The following is a 17478-nucleotide window of genomic DNA, read 5'->3' as shown; positions in this document are numbered from 1 at the left end:
CGGAGATGATGCTGCGGCCGCCTGGGGGATGGGTATGGGGGAGCAGACCAGCGAGCACCGGAGAGTGATGCCCTCAGAGGTCGGCACACCGGTGGATCTCAATCGCTACCCCCGGCGTCGGCTGTTCGAGTGTTTCCGCAACCACCAGGTACCCGTCTTCTCCATCAGCAGCCAGATCGACATCAGCGGCTACGGGGAGTTCATCGCGGCCCGTGATCTGCGCTTCTACACCACCCTCTGCTGCCTGATCAGCCGGGCCATCAACGCCAGCTCCTGCTTCCGTCACCGCATCGTCGATGGGGTGCTGCTGGAGTACCCACGGGTGCATCCCTCGATCAATGTGGCCCTGGAGGACGAGAGCTTCTCCTTTGCTGACGCCTTCTACTGCGGGAGCTTCGCTGAGGACTACGCCAGCCTTCGTGATGCCTTCAAGCATGCTCGGCAGCATCCGAACCAGGAGTTCCGGGGAGGTCTGGATGACCGCTTCTTCCTCACCCACCTGCCCTGGCTGAGCTTCACGGGCATCCAGCATCCGTTCACGCCCGCATACGCCTCGATTCCGTTGATCAGCACCGGTCGCAGCTTTAGGCGCGACGGCAAAGAACTGCTGCCGATCGCCGTTCAGGCGCATCACGCCCTGGTGGATGGTGTGCATGTGGCCCGAATGCTCGACCACCTGTCCCATCTCTGCCGGCACCCGCAGGAGGTTGTGGGCTGAGGGATGAATGAGCCGGTGGGAGGGCTCGGGCGGCCAGGCCTGAGCTGAGCCTCATCGCTGATGGACGCCGCGCATCCGTCAGCGGACGTGGCAATAGCTGGCGTGGGCACAGCCTCGATGGGGTGCCCACGCCAACCACAGCCGCGATGGGTGGACCCATGAGCAAGCGTTTCTTCAATCAGCTGCAGGCACCGCAGCAACCGCTGGTGACCTGCAGCCAGCAGCAGCAATGGCCCAACCAGCCCCCTGGCGCTGACGAAGGCGACGACAACGATCCGAATGCCGCCGGTGCCGGCGACGACGATCTGGATGGCGAGGACGACGAACTCGGCGCCGAGTCCGACGACCTCGATGCGGACGACCCGGCCGATGAGCCCGCTGATCAGCCTGCTCCTGCTGATGGCATCAGCGAGGCCCTGAAGGCCGAGCGCCGCCGAACCAACCAGCTTGAGCGGGAGCTGCGCACCATGCGCCGCCAGCTGGCCCAGTTCTCCAAGATCAACCCTGACGAATACGAACGCCTGCAGGAAGCGGAGCGGCAGAAGGTGCAACTGGAGCGGGAGATCGCCCACCGCGAGCGCCAGCTCCAGGCCAATGCCGACCGCAAGGTGCGCACCGTGGCCAAGGAGCGCGACGACGCCCTGCGCCAGATCGAGGAGCTGCGCAAGGAGCGGCTGCTGGAGCGTCTGTTCTTCGATGCCGAGGGCCGCAGCGGCGGCGACAACCGCGGCAGCTTCTTCGACATCTTCAAGCAGCAGGTGGGCGGTGAGTTCCGCCTGGTGAAGGACGGTAACGGCCGCGACCGGCTGGAGCCCATCGACTCCAAGGGCAACGTGCTGCTCGGTGACGGCGGCACCCTCGCCGCCAGTGAGCACGTGGAGAGCCTGCGCACCCACCCGGTGCTGAGCTTCCTGTTCTCCCAGCGCGGCGNCCTCGGCCCGGCGACCTCCATCGCCGAGTTCGACGGCAACGGGCAGATCACCAACCTGCAGGACATGAGCCCGTCGGAGCTCTACCAGGCTTCGTTCGCAGCCAAGCCGGCAGGTGCCCGGCGCTGATCTGTCTGCTCTCGCTCACCCAGAGAGGCGGGGGCAGCCCGCCCCCACGGAGCATCGGCGCGTTCTTGCTGTCGCTCCACGCGGATTCGGTACGCCGGTTCCGGCGATCGCTGCACGTGGACCCGCTTGTCCCCCGCGCCATGTACCAGCGGGGGCGGGCGCAGCGGCCGCGGAGGCAAGCGCAGCGAGGGAGCCAGCCTCAACCGAACACCACCACCCCCAAGCCAGGACATCTCAACCCCGCAGCCAACCCGCAGCCGGGAAACCTGCCGAGCAAGCGATCACCTCACCCCCNTGCCTCAAGAGGGGNTATTACCCCCAAATACCAGAAACGCGGCCCGAGTGCGTCCGAAATTTCCCGAAATCTGGAGATCGACCGTTTCCGTCAGCACACTCTGGCGGGGGCGCCAAGGGCCAGTGCAGCCCTCGGAGGGCTTCCCCTGACTTCGTGGCCACCGCTGCTCCACAACGGGACGCTGGGGGGCAAGGGGCTGCTGGCTCCCCGCTGGATCATGGGAAGGTGTAAGCCGTGTGTCAGGGACCACTGCCTCAGCCCTGCTGCCCGCCGTTCCGCTCACCCCCAACCGCTGGTGGTGCCCCAGGAGTGTTGGACCCTCAGACCTGGGATTCATCAGAGAGCAAGGTTGAAATCACCCCATGGATGATCATTAGGCCCTGATGGGGGATGAAGCTCGGGGCTGATCTGTCAGTCGCTGCGTAGAGCCTGTCGTGCATAGGATTCAACGTCATCACAGCCTTGCCTGAGCGTCTGTCATGCAGTTGCGTCACGTCATCAACCTGCACAAGGGCGCCACGCCTGTAGTGGTGGCAGCCCTGATGGGGATCTATGGCAACGGTTCGGTGGCGGCGTGGGTGTACCTGGCGCTTCACGGCACCTATGGCCTGCTCTGGCTTCTCAAGGACTGGATCTATCCAGACCGGCAATGGCAGCAACCCGTTGGCTGGGGTATGGCCATCGCCGGATTGCTGGTGCTGGCTCTTTATTGGCTGGCGCCGTTCCTTTTGATTTCCTCTGGAGTGGAGGTCCCGGCGCCGATTGTTGCAGGGGCCGTGGCACTCAACATCTTCGGGGTGTTTCTGCATTACGTCAGTGACGCCCAGAAGTATTACACCTTGCGCTATCACAAGGGACTGATTGATGAGGGGCTTTTCGCCCGCTCTCGCAACACCAACTACCTTGGTGAGCTGCTGATCTATGGATCCTTTGCCCTGCTCTCCATGCACTGGCAGCCCTTTGTCGTGTTGGCAGGCTTTTTCTTTGCGGTCTTCCTCCCCAATATGCGCCGGAAGGATGAGTCGTTGTCTCGCTATGACGATTTTGAAGCCTATCGAGAGCGCTCCGGATTGTTGCTTCCAAAGCTCGGCAGCCGTGGGTAACGCTGACGGCCTTGCGCGCGTTCAGTCAGCCGGCCACCACTGATTGCCAGCCAGCCCGGAGCTTGCGGGCGATCCGGCGGGCCGTGATGGTCGGCTCGAAGCACATCGTCTGGACAGGCTCGCCACCCCTGCCGATGAATGGGGTTACCCCAATTTCGTGGACACCGCGTGTCTGTTCAGTTGGGCCGAACCCTGCCGGGAAGCAGGTCCGGCCCCTGCAGGGCCGGACCTGAGCCCGAAGGCTCAGCAGACCGAGACGGTGCAGCCCGGGGTGCCCTGCAGCTTGCGGGCCAGGGCGAACGCCTTCTCGGCGGGGATCAGCCGCATCTTCTTGACGGGCTTGCCGCGCCGGCCGACGTGCTCGACTGCGCAGGGAACACTGCCGCTCTTGCGGGTGCCGGGCTCATAGCGGTGAACCATGAGCAAGCGGATTTCGCAGACGGGGCCTTGGGGTGTGGCCATGGCTGGTGTGGTGCGGAGAACACCGACCACACGCCCCGCAGGCGTAGCGCTGAGCAGCGCGAGCCGCAGGGGCAGGCTGCGGAGGGGTTCCGCGCCGGCCAGCCACCGCACCCACTCGGATGCCGTGCTGTGCCGACCTGATGGCGCACCCATGCTCAGTGCAGTCCGCTGTGGATCGACTGTCCTGGGGCGGCTCGCCCCGGCAGGGGTGCTCCCCTTGAGGTGTCAGTCGCTTCGTGGGGTTCTTCTCCGGTCCCTGGGCGATGGCATCGACATGGTTAAGGCCCTTGATGCGGCTCATGCCGCAGACATCACACAGACCCGCTCACCTGGCGCCCGCCTGTCCGTTGTGCCGGCAACGGCGATCGAGGGCATGCATCGGCAGCGTCTGCTCATGCGCTGGTTGGACACCCTCTAACTCAATCTTTTGCTGACAGAGTGCGGTCATCCATTCCCAAGTGAAGCTCGGCTTCTGCGAATGCTGAAGCCNAGATGTGTGATTCTGTTGATCTTTTCCTTGGCATGGAGTTGCCCTTGCCAGGGTCAGGGATAGATCCTGTCCGTTCCGTCCATGGCTGTCACTCCTGATACTGTTTTTGATCCCCTCGTGCAAGCGGAGATCGAGGCAGCGCGAGCTGCTGCTCGTCCGTCTGCAGCTGGGTCATCTGGGGACGACGTCCCCCCTTCCCCTCACCAGTGGATTGGCGTGATCACTGGATCTATTTCCTGATGATTGACCGTTTTAACAATCCCACAAGAACTCCGGCCAGTGGTCAGCAGGGATGGAACCGTCGATTTGGACGTCATCAAGGTGGCAGCTTCAATGGCATCAAGGATCGTCTGGGGTATCTCAAGGAGCTTGGTGTGGGAGCAATCTGGATCACGCCGGTTGTGAAGAACCCAGCGGCTGATTGGGAGTACAATTACCACGGCTACGCGGCCCAAGATCTGCTGGCCGTGGATTCACGCTTTGCATCAGATGGCACGCGTGATACGGCGGAAAAGGAACTTAGGGAGCTTGTCGATGCCGCTCACGACCACGGCCTGTACGTGATCCTGGATATTGTCCTCAATCACATGGCTCGAGTCTTTGACTATTGGGTCAACGGCCAGCTGGTGGATAACTATAAGAACTGGGATCTCCTGCGCTCTGCCCCATTTGCCGGGATGGAGCCGGAGATCGCCTGGCTGAATGGCCTCGGCCAGCCTCGGGCCGACTGGAGTGGCCCGCCGCCAGATCCCGCCACCTTGCACCCCGATGATGCTGTGCATCCGGCACGCGATTTTCGAAAGGATTTCTTCCGCCGTCGTGGTTCCAAGCTAAGTGATGTACCCGATTGGCCTTCCTCCGAGCGANGCTTTGCTGTCGGCGACTTTGACACCATGAGACAGCTGGTTGTGGAGTATGCCGTGAACCCCGGGGACTCCTTATATGACCTTTGGGGTGCCAATCCCGTCTTGACCTTGCTGGTGCGAGCGTATAGTTATTTGATCGCACGCTATGACTTTGACGCATTCCGAATCGATACCGCTAAGTACGTTGATCCGGTCATGCTGCAGTTCTTTGGAAATGCAATTCGCGAATTCGCTCTTTCGCTAGGGAAGCGCAACTTCTTCACCTTCGGTGAGGTCTGGGATTCTGATGAAACTCTGGCTCGCTTTGTTGGCAGAAATGCTGGCGTGCGCGAAGGCTTCGGTATCGATGCTGCAAAAGACTTCCCCCTCTTTCAGCTTCTCCGAAGGTTACCCAAGGGCATGGAAGAAGTTCAGCGACTGCCTGCGCTATTTGAGATGCGCAAAGATAACGAAGCTGAACTGCTTTCCTCCCATGGAGAGGCCAGTCGCTTTTTCGTGACCTTTCTCGATAACCATGACCAGTCCGAGCGGATTCGTCATCCCCTCACCCCCGACGCTCAAGTCACGCAGGCGATCGGACTGCTGTTCACCCTCCAAGGCATACCCTGTCTGTACTACGGAACCGAGCAGGATCTCAGCGGCACGGTTGATGCCAATGGCAATCCTGATCTGGCCCAGTTTGAAGGAGTTCGTGAAGCCCTTTGGGGGAAGCCTAACGCTTTCGATATGACTGGGTCCACGTTTGGCTGGATTCGTGGTCTTTCCGATCACCGGTTGGACAATCCCGCCTTGCGCTACGGGCGCCAGTACTTCCGTCCAGTCAGTGGAAATGGAAGCGACTTCGGACCGGCCAAGGGTATTGGGCAGCCGATCTGTTTCTCGCGTATTCTGGGTGATCGGGAGGTGCTGGTTCTTTCCAACACCTCAGCAACCAATACATTCAAGGGACATGTCCAGATCGATCGAACCGTCAACTATCGCGTCGTCAACTTCAAAGTGGTCCTTTCAAATCTTGGTTCTTCTGGCGCTATCGTACCGGTAGAGGAAATTGATGCTGCTGTCTTCTGGGACGGGACTGTCCGCAAAGGAGTTGGGCCTGCCGCCAGTCTGGAAGTGACCCTCCAGCCGATGGAGTTCCAGATCCTTACCCAGGTCATCTGACTCCTTGGCAATGCCATCCCGCCACGTTCAAAGCCTGGGGCCGTTTGGGGCAGGCGAGGAACCCCTCCAAACACCAACACCTGGATGGTGAAACTTACGATCAGTCGCTGATCGCCCGCCAGCAGGAGAGCCTGCTCGCGGGCCTGCGAGTAGGTCGAGCCAGTGATCAGGTGAAGGCGTGCCTGCATGGGCACAGGCCCGCCGAGCTGGGGGGACACTGAACCTGGCAACAGGAGGTAGCGCCCTCCTCCGCCGAGGCCATGACCGCCAGCAGGTCCACCAACACCGCGCCGATCCTGGCCCTGGTGGCGGCTGAGATCGGTGTGCTGATGGCCTTTGTGGGCGTCTGCGAGCTGCGTGCGCCGGATCTTCAGACCTGCGAGCACCGCTGGAGCCTGGTGCTGCCGGCGGTGGCGTTGGCGGGCCAGTCAGCGGCCACGTACTTCATGGACAGCGGCCTCGGTCGCGGGGGCACAGGCCCGGCTCCAGCTCAGCCGCGCAATGCACTGGGCCGCTACACCCGCCGCCGCTCTGGGGACGATGAGACTCCTGCCTGATCTCCTGATCGCCTTTCTGCTGCTGGGGCTGATGGAGTCCCTGGTGAAGCCGATCGCCCGGCGGTTCGTGCAGCGCAGGATCCTGCGGGCGGCGCCGCTGGTGATGGCCCAGCTGGATCCCTTCATGCCGGCGCTGCTGCAGCAGTGCAGGGGGNCGGAGCTGGAGCAGANTCGTGCGCACCAAGCTGGAGACCCTGACGGGAGAGAGCTGGGCGGGAGAGGACCTGAGCCTGTTGTTTCGCCTGTTTGATCCGCGCATTGCTGCTGATCGCACGGCACCCGCGCTCCGCCCTGCTCCCCCTGCCGTGCGCACGGGTGCGTCAACTGTCGCTGCCCAGGACCAGAGCCCGGCCTGAGCGGGCAGAGGCCACAGCGTCCGGGGCCTTGGCGCCGGGGCCTCTGGCCCCAGGCCCCTCAGGGCCGGAGCTGCCGCCGCAGCTGGGCGAGCGCTTTGCGCTCATCGCGGCTGATGCTCATGGCGGAGATACCGAGCTGCGCGGCGGCCTCCCGGCAGCTGAGGCCCTGCAGGTGGCGCAGCCGGAGCACGGCCGCCTGCCTTGCCGGCAGCTGATCCAACACCTGCTCCAGCGCTGCCGCCTCATGGCTGAGGCTTTCGCTCAGTGGGGCCAGCGCCGCTTCGGCCACCTGATCGAGCAGGGTGCCTTCGCCGCTGGGGCAGGGCTGATCGAGGGAGGTGAGCACCCAGGGGTGGTGTGCGCCGGGCTTCTCCTGCTCCCGCCGCGGCACGCGGATGGCGCGGCCCAGATCGCGGGCGTGGTGGAGCAGGGCGCCGCGGATGCAGCGCGAGAGATAGGCGGGAGCGGAGATCGGATCCTCGATGCGGCTGGCTGCGAGCCAGAGGGCCATCTGGGCGACCTGGCGGCAATCCTCCAGCTCGATCACACGCCCGCCGCGGATGTGGAAGCCCAGAGCGTGGGATTCGGCGAGAGCGCGGAACTGGTGGAACAGGGCATCGGCCTGGGAGTGGGTGCGGGGCATGCCCGTGCGGCGAAGAACGCGCGCATCCAGGCCATGCGGAACGAGTGGCCAAGCTGAGTGCCNGCCGAGCCGCAGGCTGCCCGCCCCACTCGGCAGAGCCGGCCCCCACGTCCCCGTCGGCCAGGCATGCCCATCCACCGCATAGGGAAGGTGTATCGAGCCGGATCCGCCTGGTTGCTGGTAACCGCTGGTGTGGCGAGCTCAGCTCCGCGGAGTCCGACCGCTCCCCGCCAGTTGCTTGCGCCAGCCGTGCTCCCTGATCCGATGAGCGCCGCGACTCCCGATCCGCCTGCCGCTCAGGAGAGCATCGGGACCGCTGCATCTCCCTCTCCCCGNNNGNCCCGAGGCCCCGCCGCCGCGGCAGGGCCCGTTGCCGCTCTTGCCGAGGACACCGGCGGCGCCGATCAACCTGACCCTCTCGGCCGATGGCCTGCTGCTGATCGGGGTGGCTGGCTGGCTGGTGTGGCGCCGCTTCCTGCGCGAGGCGGTGCTGCGCCGCGTCGGCGCTCTGCTGGGTTCGGAGCAGGACGCCCGCTACCTGGTGGAGCTGCTGGCCCAGGTGGCGGTGCTCACGGGTGCGGCGCGGGTGGCGCTGGGGAGCTTCTACAACCCGCGCATGTCGATCTCGGGATATGGCTTCACCCGGGCGACGATCATCAGCTGCTACGTGGCCCCGGGCCGGCTGCCGCTGGATGTGGAGACGCGGGACATGCCGATCGATCGCATCCGCGATGACGTGGATGACCTGCTGCAGAACAGCCGCCACGGCTGGCGGCTGGTGGAGGCGGGACCGCATCTGCCGACGGGCTGCCGGGATTACCTGCTGCGCAACCGCATCGCCTTTCTCTACGGCCGGCTGGTGATGCTGGAGGAGCTGCCGGTGGGGATCATCAACATGCAGTTCGACGATCCCGACCAGCACCCACCGGATCCGTCGGGCCTGCCCCATGCGGCGCGGCTGGAGCATCTGTATCTGGAGCTGAGCCGGGTGGTGCGGGGGCGGATGCTGCGGCCGCCGATCTGGCGGCGGCTGTTCAACGCCTGGGCGGAGCGCTGAGCGCGCTCGGCAGGGGGGGGNCTGCGATCGGGTGCCCTGACGCAAGGCGGGCTGATCAGCGCTTCTCGNCTTTCTGCTGGCCGGTCTCGGCCTTCCAGAGCCGCCAGCGCACCTGCAGATTCTTGGGGGCGTAGATGACGATCGGCAGACTGGCGTTGTAGCGCACCAGGGTGGGTTCTCCGGCCAGGGGCACGAAGGCGCGGCGCGGGGTCTGATCCGGCGGGCAGGCCATGAGCGTGGACAGCCCCCGCTCAGCGCCGCTCACGCGGTAGACGGTGTAGCCCCAGCCGGGCACGCTCTCCGGGGTGATGCGGCCTTGCAGCAGCTGGCGGTTGCAGTCCACCTCCAGCTCCTTGCCCACGATCAGTTCCACGCGCCAGTCGGCTGGATCGGACGAGATCGCCGGATCAGGACTGGGCCGCAACACCCCCGGCAGCTGGATCACCCAGCGCGTTTCACCGGCTCCAGGTGCCGGGTAGGGCTTGAGGTCGAGCCGGGGAATGGCCCGGACGGGGGCAGCAGCGGCAGCGATCAGAAGGGGCAGGGCCGCAAGCCGAAGAGTCCTGCCACTCGCGCCATTGGCCATGGATCCGCCTGTTGCAGCATGGCCATCCTCCCTGGATGAGCCCCCCCGATCCTGAACGGGTGGACATCTCGAAAGAGTGCCTGAACGAGCACCTCACCATCGCCCTGAATCTGTCGGCGGCTGTTCAACACCTGGAGCTGTCCTTGAGCGAGACGGGCCATTGCAGCTCTCCGGCCTTCAGCAACCCCCACACCCTGCGGGCCTCCTGCTGCCGCCGCTGAAGGTGCGGCACGCTCGGGCGGAAGTAGCCGCTGCCTGCTGCGGCTGAGCCTGTCCAGTAGGCCGCCGCCTCGGCTGCGTTCATGCCTCCTGGCCTCTGCTCGANGACCCGCGACCAGCCGATCAGCGATCCCCCTGGCGGATCGTGCAGGCCGGCGTATTCCTCGGCGAAGTAGCGCTGCTGCCACGCGTTGCTTCCCGTGTCGATGCCGCTCGCCTGCGCCGCGCTGCGCGCCCGCTCATAGGCCGAGCGCCTGACCCCGGTGTATTGCATGGCGCCGCGGCCGCCGCCACTGCCGGTCTCGATCACATCGAGCCGGGCCAGATCTGGGCTGCCTGTCTCCACGACCATGCAGGCCAGGAAGCCGCAGGCCTCAGCTGCGGTGAACGGCTGGATGCGGCCCCGGCTGGCGGTCTCCACGTCCGGGCCGGTGAGGAAGGCGAACCAGCTCTGCAGGTTGGCGTGCTCAGGCCGTGATAGCAGCCCGCTGCTCACTTTTTTTCCTGGAACACCCCCACGTAGACGGTGCCCTGCTCGTAGAGAGGAAGGATCTTGTCGCGCAGGACGATGTTGTGGACGCGGATGCAGCCGAGGGTGGGCAGCAGCGTCTGCCTGGGTGCCCAGNCGCCGGGCCAGCCGCAGCCGGTGCCGCCGCCGTGGAGCATGATCCCGGCGCGGCCGACGGTCTTCTCCTGACCCTCCAGCTCGACCATGTCGAAGCTGTACCAGCCGTAGGCTGCAGGGTCGCATCCCGCGGCGGGTTGGCGCCCACCTTTTCGTAGTCGCGGTGGACGATGCCGAGCCTGTAGAGACCGGGTGGGGTGTCGGTGGCGGTGTGGCGCCACTCGCTGTCGGCCCCNTGGCCGCGGGCCAGTGCCGGCACCTTCCAGAGGAGCCGGCCGGTGTGGTCGTAGGCNTCCATGTCCTGGTCGCGGTCATTGACGAGCAGATAGGAGTCGCCCGCCTTCACAGGCGCCTTGATGGCTGGTCCGGCCATGCCGGCCTCCTCGCTGCCGCGGGGATCGAGGGGTGGCGGGGCCTTGGCGGCGGGCTTGGGCGCCTCGACCTTGCTGCTGAACGCGACGGCCCAGGGCGCCTCCTCGCTCAGGATCGCCGCACCGCCCTCGAGCTGGCTGATGGCCTGGTGGAGGAGCAGCACGCCGCGGCCCTGCTGCTCCTGGCCCTTGAAGGCGCGGAAGCGCTCGAGGAACCGCTGGGGAGACATGGGGGGCATGGCCTCAGGGCTGCTCCCCTCTCTTGCCAGGACTGCGGCTCCAGGCCGGAGCTGCGGGGGCGGACGACCGCCCCCTGCGGGACGGCGGGCTACAGCACCCGCACCTCGGCACTGCTGCCCATCACCAGCTGCTGATTGCTGGCCATCACCAGCGCCTGCTCGCGCGGCAGCCAGTGGGGCTGGCTGCTGAGATGCCCCTCGGCATCGAGCCAGAGGATGCGGGAGATCTCGCCGGCGGCGGAGAGCAGGTGCACTGCCACAAGACGGATCGGGCAGGCCTGGGGAGTGCGGGCCATGGCGGGGAAGGCAAGGAACGCGATCCCGATGGCCGGAGACGCCCGAGCCGCGCCAGGGTGCGAGCACCGCGAGCACCTGCCTCAGCCCTGGCGCGGTGAGGCGAACCGGCCAGAACGGAGCGCGCCGTGCCGCCCGCTATCCCGCTCAGCCTCAGGCGTCAGCTGAGGGAACGGCCCAGCAGCAGATCCCGCGCCCCGTTCACCAGCTGCATGGTGCTGTGCTCGCCGCCGCGGTCCGGATGGTGCTCACCGGCGCAGCGCTTCCAGGCCTGGTTCACCTGCGCCTCGCTGAGCCGGCCGGAGAGCGGCAGGTGCAGCCGCTGGCGGGCGACGATCGCATCGAGGTCGGGATGCTTGCCCAAGGGGCCCCAGTCGGCCTTGCTGATGGCGTGACTGCGTTTGCTGCCCGCCTTGCTCTTTCTCCGCTTGCCGGCGCTGGTGCTGCTGAAACCCCTGGCGCCTGCAGCATCCGCGCTCTGCCGCTGCTGCCTGGGTTCGCTTCTGGGGGCGGCGAGCAGGACGGCCGGCCGCTCCAGGGTCGTTGTGGACATGAAACATCTCACTGAACCCCAGCTTGCTGCAGCGTCCTCTCAGCCCGGGCGGCGGCGGATTGGGTTGGGCGGATTGCGGCCGCTTGCCTGCTGGCAATAGGTGGTGACGTTGCTGGGGCCGTGGCCCCGGGAGTGACCATGGGCCTCACCCTGATCGAGGCGATGAAGCACGAGACGCGGGTGGACCGGCTCGCTGTCACCAAGACCTTCGCGGAAGGGGAACTGCTGCGCCGCCTGCCGTTCCGCAACCTCGCCGGTGGTGCGCTGAAGTTCGCCAAGGAGGTGAAGCTGCCCCGCGTCGNCTTCCGGGCGGTGAACGAGGNCTACCGCCGCAGCCTGGGGGCGATCAAGAACGAGACCGAGTTCGTCCACCTGTTCGGGGGCGATCTGGATGTGGACCGCTCGATCGTGGACCTCAACGGCCCGGAGGCCCGCGCCAGCCAGACCGAGCAGAAGGTGCGCTCGATGCGCCTGACCCTGGAGGCGGCGATCATCAACGGCGACGCCTCCTTTGATCCACGGGCGTTCGATGGTCTGAGCAAGCGGCTGGTGCCGGGCGGCAAGCAGACCATCGACAACGACGGCGGCACCGTGAAGCTCACCCGCCTGGAGCAGCTGGTGGACTCGGTGAATGCCAACGGCGGCGAGAAGGTGCTGCTCACCAGCCGGGCGGGCCGGCGCCAGATCAGCCATGCCAGCCGCGAGGCCGGTGGTGATCTGTATCAGGTGATCGACGGCCGCCACTGGTTCGAGGACACCGAGATCCTGGTGGTGGATGAGGACGCCAACGGCCATCCGGTGCTGGGCTTCGGGGAGGCGGGCAGCACGACGAGCTTCTACTGCTGCGCCCTCGGCGACGAGATGGTGACGGGTCTGCAGGGCCCGTTCGAGGGCCGCTATGGGATTTCGGTGCGCGACTTCGGTGAGGTGCAGGACGCGCCGGTGTTCCGCACGCGGGTGGATTGGTACGTGGGCTTTGCCGTCTGCCACGACCGCTCGGTGGGACGGCTGTTCAACATCGGCCCGGCCGTGAACTGAGGCGAGCTGGCCTCCTGATCTGACCTGCTGTTTCTGCTTCTGCCTTTCTGCTGAGGACACGACCGATGGGCAACCGACTTCTCGATGCCGCCACCACGCTGCTGGGGTGGATCAACCACACCGCCACCGATCAGGACGAGCGGGTGATCGCCGCCGGCACCACGGTGAAACTGAGCACGCCGCTGGATGCGGCCGATGGCTTCACCTTCCTGGCGTCCCACCCCGGCGCCGCCGGCGCGATCACCTTCACGCTGGAGGTGGCGCCGGAGCGCAAGGACGGCACGATGGGCACCTGGGTGCAGGCGGCCGAGGTGGCGATCCCGGCCGGCGGCGGCCAGGTGGAAGCGCCGATCGGCGGCTCGCTGCTGCAGGTGNCTGCCGCCGATGCGCCGAATGTGACTCCGCCCTGCATGGTCTACGCGCGGGTGCTGGCTGCACCGGCCCCTCCGGCCGGCGCTTATGCCGGCCTCACCCACTGACCCTGAGCGGAGAACTCCATGAGCGCGATTGTGGTGCCGAGCGGGATGCTGCGGATCTCCAGGGAGGGCGAGGCGGACCGGGTGGTGTATCCGGTCCATGCCGAGGGCTGGCGCCAGCTGGGCTGGACGGTGCACCCGCCGGAACTGGAGCTGGAGGAGGACGACGAGACCCAGGATGGCGAGCTCCATGGGGATGGCTCTGGGGCGCCGCCTGATGGTGGTGGTGAGGGCGACCACGACGCCGGGCCTGAGCCGGCGGCTGAGCTGAGCGGTGCCAGCGGCGGCGGCGAGCCCGATGGCGAGGGAAGCGCTGACACAGAGGCCGTCGCTGTGGCTCCCATCCGGCTGCCGGCCTTTGAGGCCATGACCAAGGCCGAGATCATCGCCACCGCGGCCGAGCACTACGGCGTGATGCTCGATTCCAGCCAGACCAAGGCCGAACTCGTCGCGGCGGCCCAGGATCTGGCCGCCGCGATGGAGGCCGAGGCTGCAACGGCTACAGGCGATGGTCAGGGCGAGGGCGGAGGTGGCGACACCGAGGCCNTGGTGCCTGGCGGGACCGATGAACTGGCGGTGCCCGATCTGCTGCTCTGAGGGNCCAGGGCGAGCGGCGCCATGGTGAGCCGGCTGGAGGTCAACAGGCTCCGGCCGGCGTTTCCATCCCTGCTCCGGCTGGCAAAGGCCAGTAGCCCGGTGCGCCCCTGATGCCCTACCCCCTGGCCCTGAGCGCGCAGCAGCTGGGCGATCGGGTGCGCGTGCTCCCTCCGATCGGCTGTCCGGGCCGGGGCCAGTGGGTGGTGCCCCATGAGGTGCCGCGCTGGCTGGCGCTGGGCTTCCGGGAGGCGCCGGTGCCGCAGCTGGAGCTGGAGCTCACCTGGATGCCGTCGCGCGCGCGCTGGGACGAGCCGGCCCTGTCGCGGGCGGTGGTGCTGACGATCAACCCGCGGGCGCTGCCGCCCCAGCCGATCCAGGTGAGCTGGGGTGATGGGAGCAGCGAGACCGTGCCGTGGTCGCCCTTTGACTCCCGGGTGCCCGAACCCCGGCATGTGTACCCCATGCCTGAGGACCTGACGGTCACCGTGCAGGTGGGGCTGCTGGTGGCCAGCCTCGAGGTGGCGCTGCTCGGCTGCCCGGTGCCGGTGACGGCCCCGCGGCCCGGGGAGGATCCGCCCACGGTGGGTGTGGGCATGGCCCTTGTGCCTGGCGCGGGCCTGATCGGCAACGCCTTCGACGGCAGCCGCAACGAGCAGTGGCAGCTGCGGCTGCACCCCGACGGCGGGCTGGCGTTCCTGCCGAGCCCGGTGGACGGCCAGCCGGCGCTGGTGGCCATGCACGGCTCCGGTGCCGCCAGCCGGGGGGTGCGCTGGTACGGCGGCGACGGCCCACCGACACACGACTGGCAGGCCACGGCGCAGCCGCCGCCGGCGCCGGGGGACTTCTACCTCGACCGGCTCAGCGGCACCGTCTACGAACTTGTGGGCTGAGTGCACCTGCTGCCCGGCGGGCCCGCCTGCTGGTAAGAGCCAGCAGACGGGGAACGGCTGGGCATGGGCTGGTGGCCCCTGGGGCACTCGATCCGTGGTCCGGCCGGGCCTGCGGGCCCGCCAGGTGCTCAGGGGCCGGCTGGTCCTGAGGCGGCCTGGGGTGCGATCGATGGTGATCTGGCCGATCAGGTCGATCTGCAGCAGGCCCTGACCCTCAAGCTCGATGCCTCCCGGCTCACCGTCGGCCCGACGCCGCCAGTGAGTCCGATCCCCGGCGATCTCTGGATCGACACGAACTGAGCATGGCGATCACGAGCCGCGACCAGCTGATCGCCGCGCTGGCGAACTCCCGGCATGTGCTGTTCGACAAGGCCTCGATCAGCAATGCCGTCGCCGGACGCTTCTACTCGCTGTGGCGGGCCACCGGCCAGCCGGGGCAGGGCGCGATCCCGGCGGCGACGGCGGTCTGCGACCGGACCCTGCTCGGCGCTTTCAACCTGCAGCCGTTCGCCAGCCCCGCCACGAACTACCTGGCCTGGGTGGATGTGGCCACCAGCCTGGCGACCGCCACCCTGGAGATCCATGACAGGCTCTGCCATCAGGGCGGTCTGGTGGGCAATCTGGCGACGCTGCAGACCACCAACCTGCCCCTCACTCTTGCTGGAGTCTCTGCAGAGCGGATCGGTGCGGAGGATTTCAGCCAGCTGCAGTGGTGGCTGGAGTGGTACGCCGACACCGGTTCCACCGCAGTGACGGCCACCGTGACGGTGGTGTGCGACGACGACAGCACCCAGACGGTGGCGGTGCCGCTGGTGGCCACCAGCCGCGCCTCGGGCCTGTATCAGGTCCTGCCGCCGCCGGGGAAGAACGGGATCAAGGCGGTCAACGGCGTGCAGCTGAGCGCGACGACCGGCACGGCAGGAAGCTTCGGTGTGACCTGCACCCGTTACCGCGCCGGGTTCTTCACGGTGGTGGCGAACAAGGCGGAGATGTACGACTGGGCGGCGCTGGGGCTGCCGGAGATCGCCCCGGATGCCTGTCTGAGCCTGATCCAGCTCTGCAGCGCCACCACCACCGGCACCAGCAAGGGAGTGGCGCGGTTCGTGGCGGGCTGATCGATGACCCGTGATGTCCGAGGCACGCGCCTGCCCTGGCGAGGCGGTGCCGATGCCTGGGACCGGGGAGCGGGCGGCGCACTCGTCACAGCCGAGTTCTTTGGCCTCGAGGGCCCGTCGCCGCAGGGTGGCGGGGTAGAGGTCTGGGTTGCCGGTGCCTGGCTGAACCGGCCGGTGCGGGTGTGGCTGGGCGGCGCCTGGGTGGAGAAGCCGGCTCGGCGCTGGAGCGGCAGCGGCTGGGTGCTGTCCTGATCCCGGGCTCTCGGGGTTGCGGATCCGTCAATGGCAATAGGGATCAGGCGGAGCCTGAGACCCGATGAGCTGGCAGAACACCGGATCGATCCGCGGGCCGCAGGGTGTGCCGGGCCCGGCGGGCGTCGCCGGTAGTCCAGGGCCGCAAGGGCCGGCGGGGCCTGCAGGCAGCCCGGGGATTCAAGGGCCGCCGGGTGAGCCCGGAAGCCCCGGCAGCACCGGATCCCAGGGGGCGGCGGGGCCTCAGGGGGCTGCCGGGCCGGCGGGACCTCCGGGACCTGCGGGCACCGGCATCAACATGAAGGGGTCGGTGGCGAGCGAGGCCGCGCTGCCCAGCACGGGCCAGGCCGAGGGCGATGGCTACGTGGTCGTGACCGCCAGCGGCGGCCGCCAGAACGTGCTCTACGTCTGGGACGTCGACAGCAGCGACTGGATCGATCTCGGCGGCATCTCCGGCCCTGCCGGTCCTGCCGGCCCTCAGGGTGCGGCGGGGCCGACGGGCCCACAGGGCGTGCCCGGAGAGCCCGGCAGCCCAGGAACAGCCGGACCTCAGGGGCCTGCGGGTGCTGCCGGGCCACAGGGTGTGGCGGGCCCTGCGGGTGCGCGCGGCACGGGCTGGTTCGTCGCAGCGGTGCTCCCACAGGGCCGATCGAGGGCGCGATCGAGGGTGACCTGTATCTGGACATGGCAACGGGGGAGGTGTACCGGCTCGATCCAGCAGCTGCCGGGATTCCACTGGCCAGCCTGCCGGCTCTGGGTGATGCCCTGGAGGGTGGCTACTACGGAGGCCTCTACTCGCTCGCCGGCACGGGCACCGCGACTCACGCCCTGATCGTGGCGCCACAGAGCGGCGGCCAGACCTCAGGCCTGGCCTGGAAGAGCGCCAACACCGCCTCGGCCGGCACCGAGAGCACGTTCGACGGCCTGGCGGCCACGCAGGCAGCCGCCGACGCAGGCAGCCATGCAGCGGCCGATTGGGCGCGTGCGCTCACGATCGCTGGCCACGACGACTGGTACATCCCCAGCCAGTTCGAGATGCTGGCGCTCTACTGGAACCTCAAGCCGGAGGGCGGCGGCGACTTCCCGAACAGCGAGGGGCCGGGTGCTGGTGTGAACCCCTACGCGGTGCCGCAGCGGGGTGAGTTCGGCTACGACACCAGCCCCGGCCAGACGCCAGCGGCCGCCTTCCGGCTGAACCAGTCGCAGGCGTTCGACATGGGCCAGATCTACGGGGTTGCGACCCAGGGCTCGACCACCACCCAGCAGCGCACCCTGAGCTGGATGGATGGCTTCTGTGGGGCCGGCAACAAGACCACCAACCGCTACTGGCGGGCGATTCGTCGCGTGCCTGTGACGGCCTGAGGCGTGAGCGATGGCGAGCTGGGTGCAGCGCAGTGGTGGAGGGCGGCGACTCCAGATCCAGCAGACCCTGGAGGTTGGTGCGGGTGATCTGGTGA

Annotated in this window: 18 protein-coding genes; 12 read left to right on the top strand and 6 right to left on the bottom strand. The window is 67.4% G+C overall.

What is annotated here, in order from left to right; translation table 11 throughout:
* Positions 1-67: 67 nt before the first annotated feature.
* On the top strand, positions 68-718 hold the full coding sequence (locus SYNGFB01_RS01195; protein WP_161795827.1) for a CatA-like O-acetyltransferase: 651 nt from the start codon (positions 68-70) through the stop codon (positions 716-718).
* Between the two features lie 1832 nt (positions 719-2550).
* Complete coding sequence (locus SYNGFB01_RS01185; RefSeq protein ID WP_048016581.1) at positions 2551-3174, top strand: DUF1295 domain-containing protein; 624 nt, start codon at positions 2551-2553, stop codon at positions 3172-3174.
* 243 nt (positions 3175-3417) lie between these two features.
* Here SYNGFB01_RS01185 and SYNGFB01_RS01180 read toward each other — a convergent pair whose 3' ends face one another.
* The gene (locus SYNGFB01_RS01180) at positions 3418-3747 is read right to left on the bottom strand and encodes a hypothetical protein (RefSeq protein WP_235299844.1); all 330 of its coding nucleotides are present in this window, start codon (positions 3745-3747) and stop codon (positions 3418-3420) included.
* A 618-nt stretch (positions 3748-4365) separates the two neighbouring features.
* Between SYNGFB01_RS01180 and SYNGFB01_RS12795 the strand changes: the two genes are divergently transcribed.
* A complete protein-coding gene (locus tag SYNGFB01_RS12795) occupies positions 4366-6153 on the top strand; it encodes an alpha-amylase family glycosyl hydrolase (RefSeq protein ID WP_152669454.1) in 1788 nt (595 codons plus the stop codon).
* Between the two features lie 260 nt (positions 6154-6413).
* Complete coding sequence (locus SYNGFB01_RS01165; protein WP_048016579.1) at positions 6414-6710, top strand: hypothetical protein; 297 nt, start codon at positions 6414-6416, stop codon at positions 6708-6710.
* A gap of 414 nt (positions 6711-7124) precedes the next feature.
* Here the strand turns inward: SYNGFB01_RS01165 and SYNGFB01_RS01155 are convergent, their stop codons facing one another.
* Positions 7125-7709 (bottom strand): sigma-70 family RNA polymerase sigma factor, encoded by a 585-nt coding sequence (locus SYNGFB01_RS01155; RefSeq protein WP_048016577.1) that lies wholly within the window; start codon positions 7707-7709, stop codon positions 7125-7127.
* A 370-nt stretch (positions 7710-8079) separates the two neighbouring features.
* On the opposite strand from SYNGFB01_RS01155, the gene SYNGFB01_RS01150 reads away from it, so the two are divergent.
* Positions 8080-8766 carry a hypothetical protein gene (locus SYNGFB01_RS01150; RefSeq protein ID WP_048016576.1) on the top strand — a complete coding sequence of 229 codons (687 nt, stop codon included), beginning with the start codon at positions 8080-8082 and terminating at the stop codon, positions 8764-8766.
* 55 nt (positions 8767-8821) lie between these two features.
* Here the strand turns inward: SYNGFB01_RS01150 and SYNGFB01_RS01145 are convergent, their stop codons facing one another.
* The 4 genes from SYNGFB01_RS01145 to SYNGFB01_RS01125 all read right to left on the bottom strand — a co-directional run bounded on the left by SYNGFB01_RS01145 (position 8822) and on the right by SYNGFB01_RS01125 (position 11653).
* Complete coding sequence (locus tag SYNGFB01_RS01145) at positions 8822-9352, bottom strand: ecotin (RefSeq protein WP_053068244.1); 531 nt, start codon at positions 9350-9352, stop codon at positions 8822-8824.
* Positions 9353-9476: 124 nt separating this feature from the next.
* Positions 9477-10067 (bottom strand): phage tail tip lysozyme, encoded by a 591-nt coding sequence (locus SYNGFB01_RS01140; RefSeq protein WP_053068243.1) that lies wholly within the window; start codon positions 10065-10067, stop codon positions 9477-9479.
* An 828-nt stretch (positions 10068-10895) separates the two neighbouring features.
* Positions 10896-11102 (bottom strand): hypothetical protein, encoded by a 207-nt coding sequence (locus tag SYNGFB01_RS01130; protein WP_048016575.1) that lies wholly within the window; start codon positions 11100-11102, stop codon positions 10896-10898.
* Between the two features lie 158 nt (positions 11103-11260).
* Entirely contained in the window at positions 11261-11653 is a 393-nt protein-coding gene (locus tag SYNGFB01_RS01125) for a hypothetical protein (protein WP_053068240.1), read from the bottom strand.
* A 120-nt stretch (positions 11654-11773) separates the two neighbouring features.
* Here SYNGFB01_RS01125 and SYNGFB01_RS01120 point away from each other — a divergent pair, with 120 nt between their 5' ends.
* The 7 genes from SYNGFB01_RS01120 to SYNGFB01_RS14465 all read left to right on the top strand — a co-directional run bounded on the left by SYNGFB01_RS01120 (position 11774) and on the right by SYNGFB01_RS14465 (position 17383).
* The gene (locus tag SYNGFB01_RS01120; RefSeq protein ID WP_235299843.1) at positions 11774-12691 is read left to right on the top strand and encodes a major capsid protein; all 918 of its coding nucleotides are present in this window, start codon (positions 11774-11776) and stop codon (positions 12689-12691) included.
* A gap of 65 nt (positions 12692-12756) precedes the next feature.
* Entirely contained in the window at positions 12757-13170 is a 414-nt protein-coding gene (locus tag SYNGFB01_RS01115) for a hypothetical protein (protein ID WP_048016573.1), read from the top strand.
* A gap of 704 nt (positions 13171-13874) precedes the next feature.
* Complete coding sequence (locus SYNGFB01_RS01105; protein ID WP_048016571.1) at positions 13875-14654, top strand: hypothetical protein; 780 nt, start codon at positions 13875-13877, stop codon at positions 14652-14654.
* Positions 14655-14717: 63 nt separating this feature from the next.
* Positions 14718-14954: a hypothetical protein gene (locus tag SYNGFB01_RS01100; RefSeq protein ID WP_048016570.1), complete on the top strand. Its 237-nt coding sequence runs from the start codon at positions 14718-14720 to the stop codon at positions 14952-14954.
* Between the two features lie 2 nt (positions 14955-14956).
* The gene (locus tag SYNGFB01_RS01095) at positions 14957-15769 is read left to right on the top strand and encodes a hypothetical protein (protein WP_048016569.1); all 813 of its coding nucleotides are present in this window, start codon (positions 14957-14959) and stop codon (positions 15767-15769) included.
* Between the two features lie 3 nt (positions 15770-15772).
* Entirely contained in the window at positions 15773-16021 is a 249-nt protein-coding gene (locus tag SYNGFB01_RS01090) for a hypothetical protein (RefSeq protein ID WP_048016568.1), read from the top strand.
* Positions 16022-16705: 684 nt separating this feature from the next.
* Positions 16706-17383 (top strand): hypothetical protein, encoded by a 678-nt coding sequence (locus SYNGFB01_RS14465; RefSeq protein ID WP_053068239.1) that lies wholly within the window; start codon positions 16706-16708, stop codon positions 17381-17383.
* Positions 17384-17478 lie beyond the last annotated feature (95 nt).

Origin of the sequence: Synechococcus sp. GFB01 (genome assembly GCF_001039265.1) — a bacterium.
GTDB lineage: Bacteria > Cyanobacteriota > Cyanobacteriia > PCC-6307 > Cyanobiaceae > NIES-981.
This window is presented reverse-complemented; position numbering and strand designations above follow the sequence as displayed.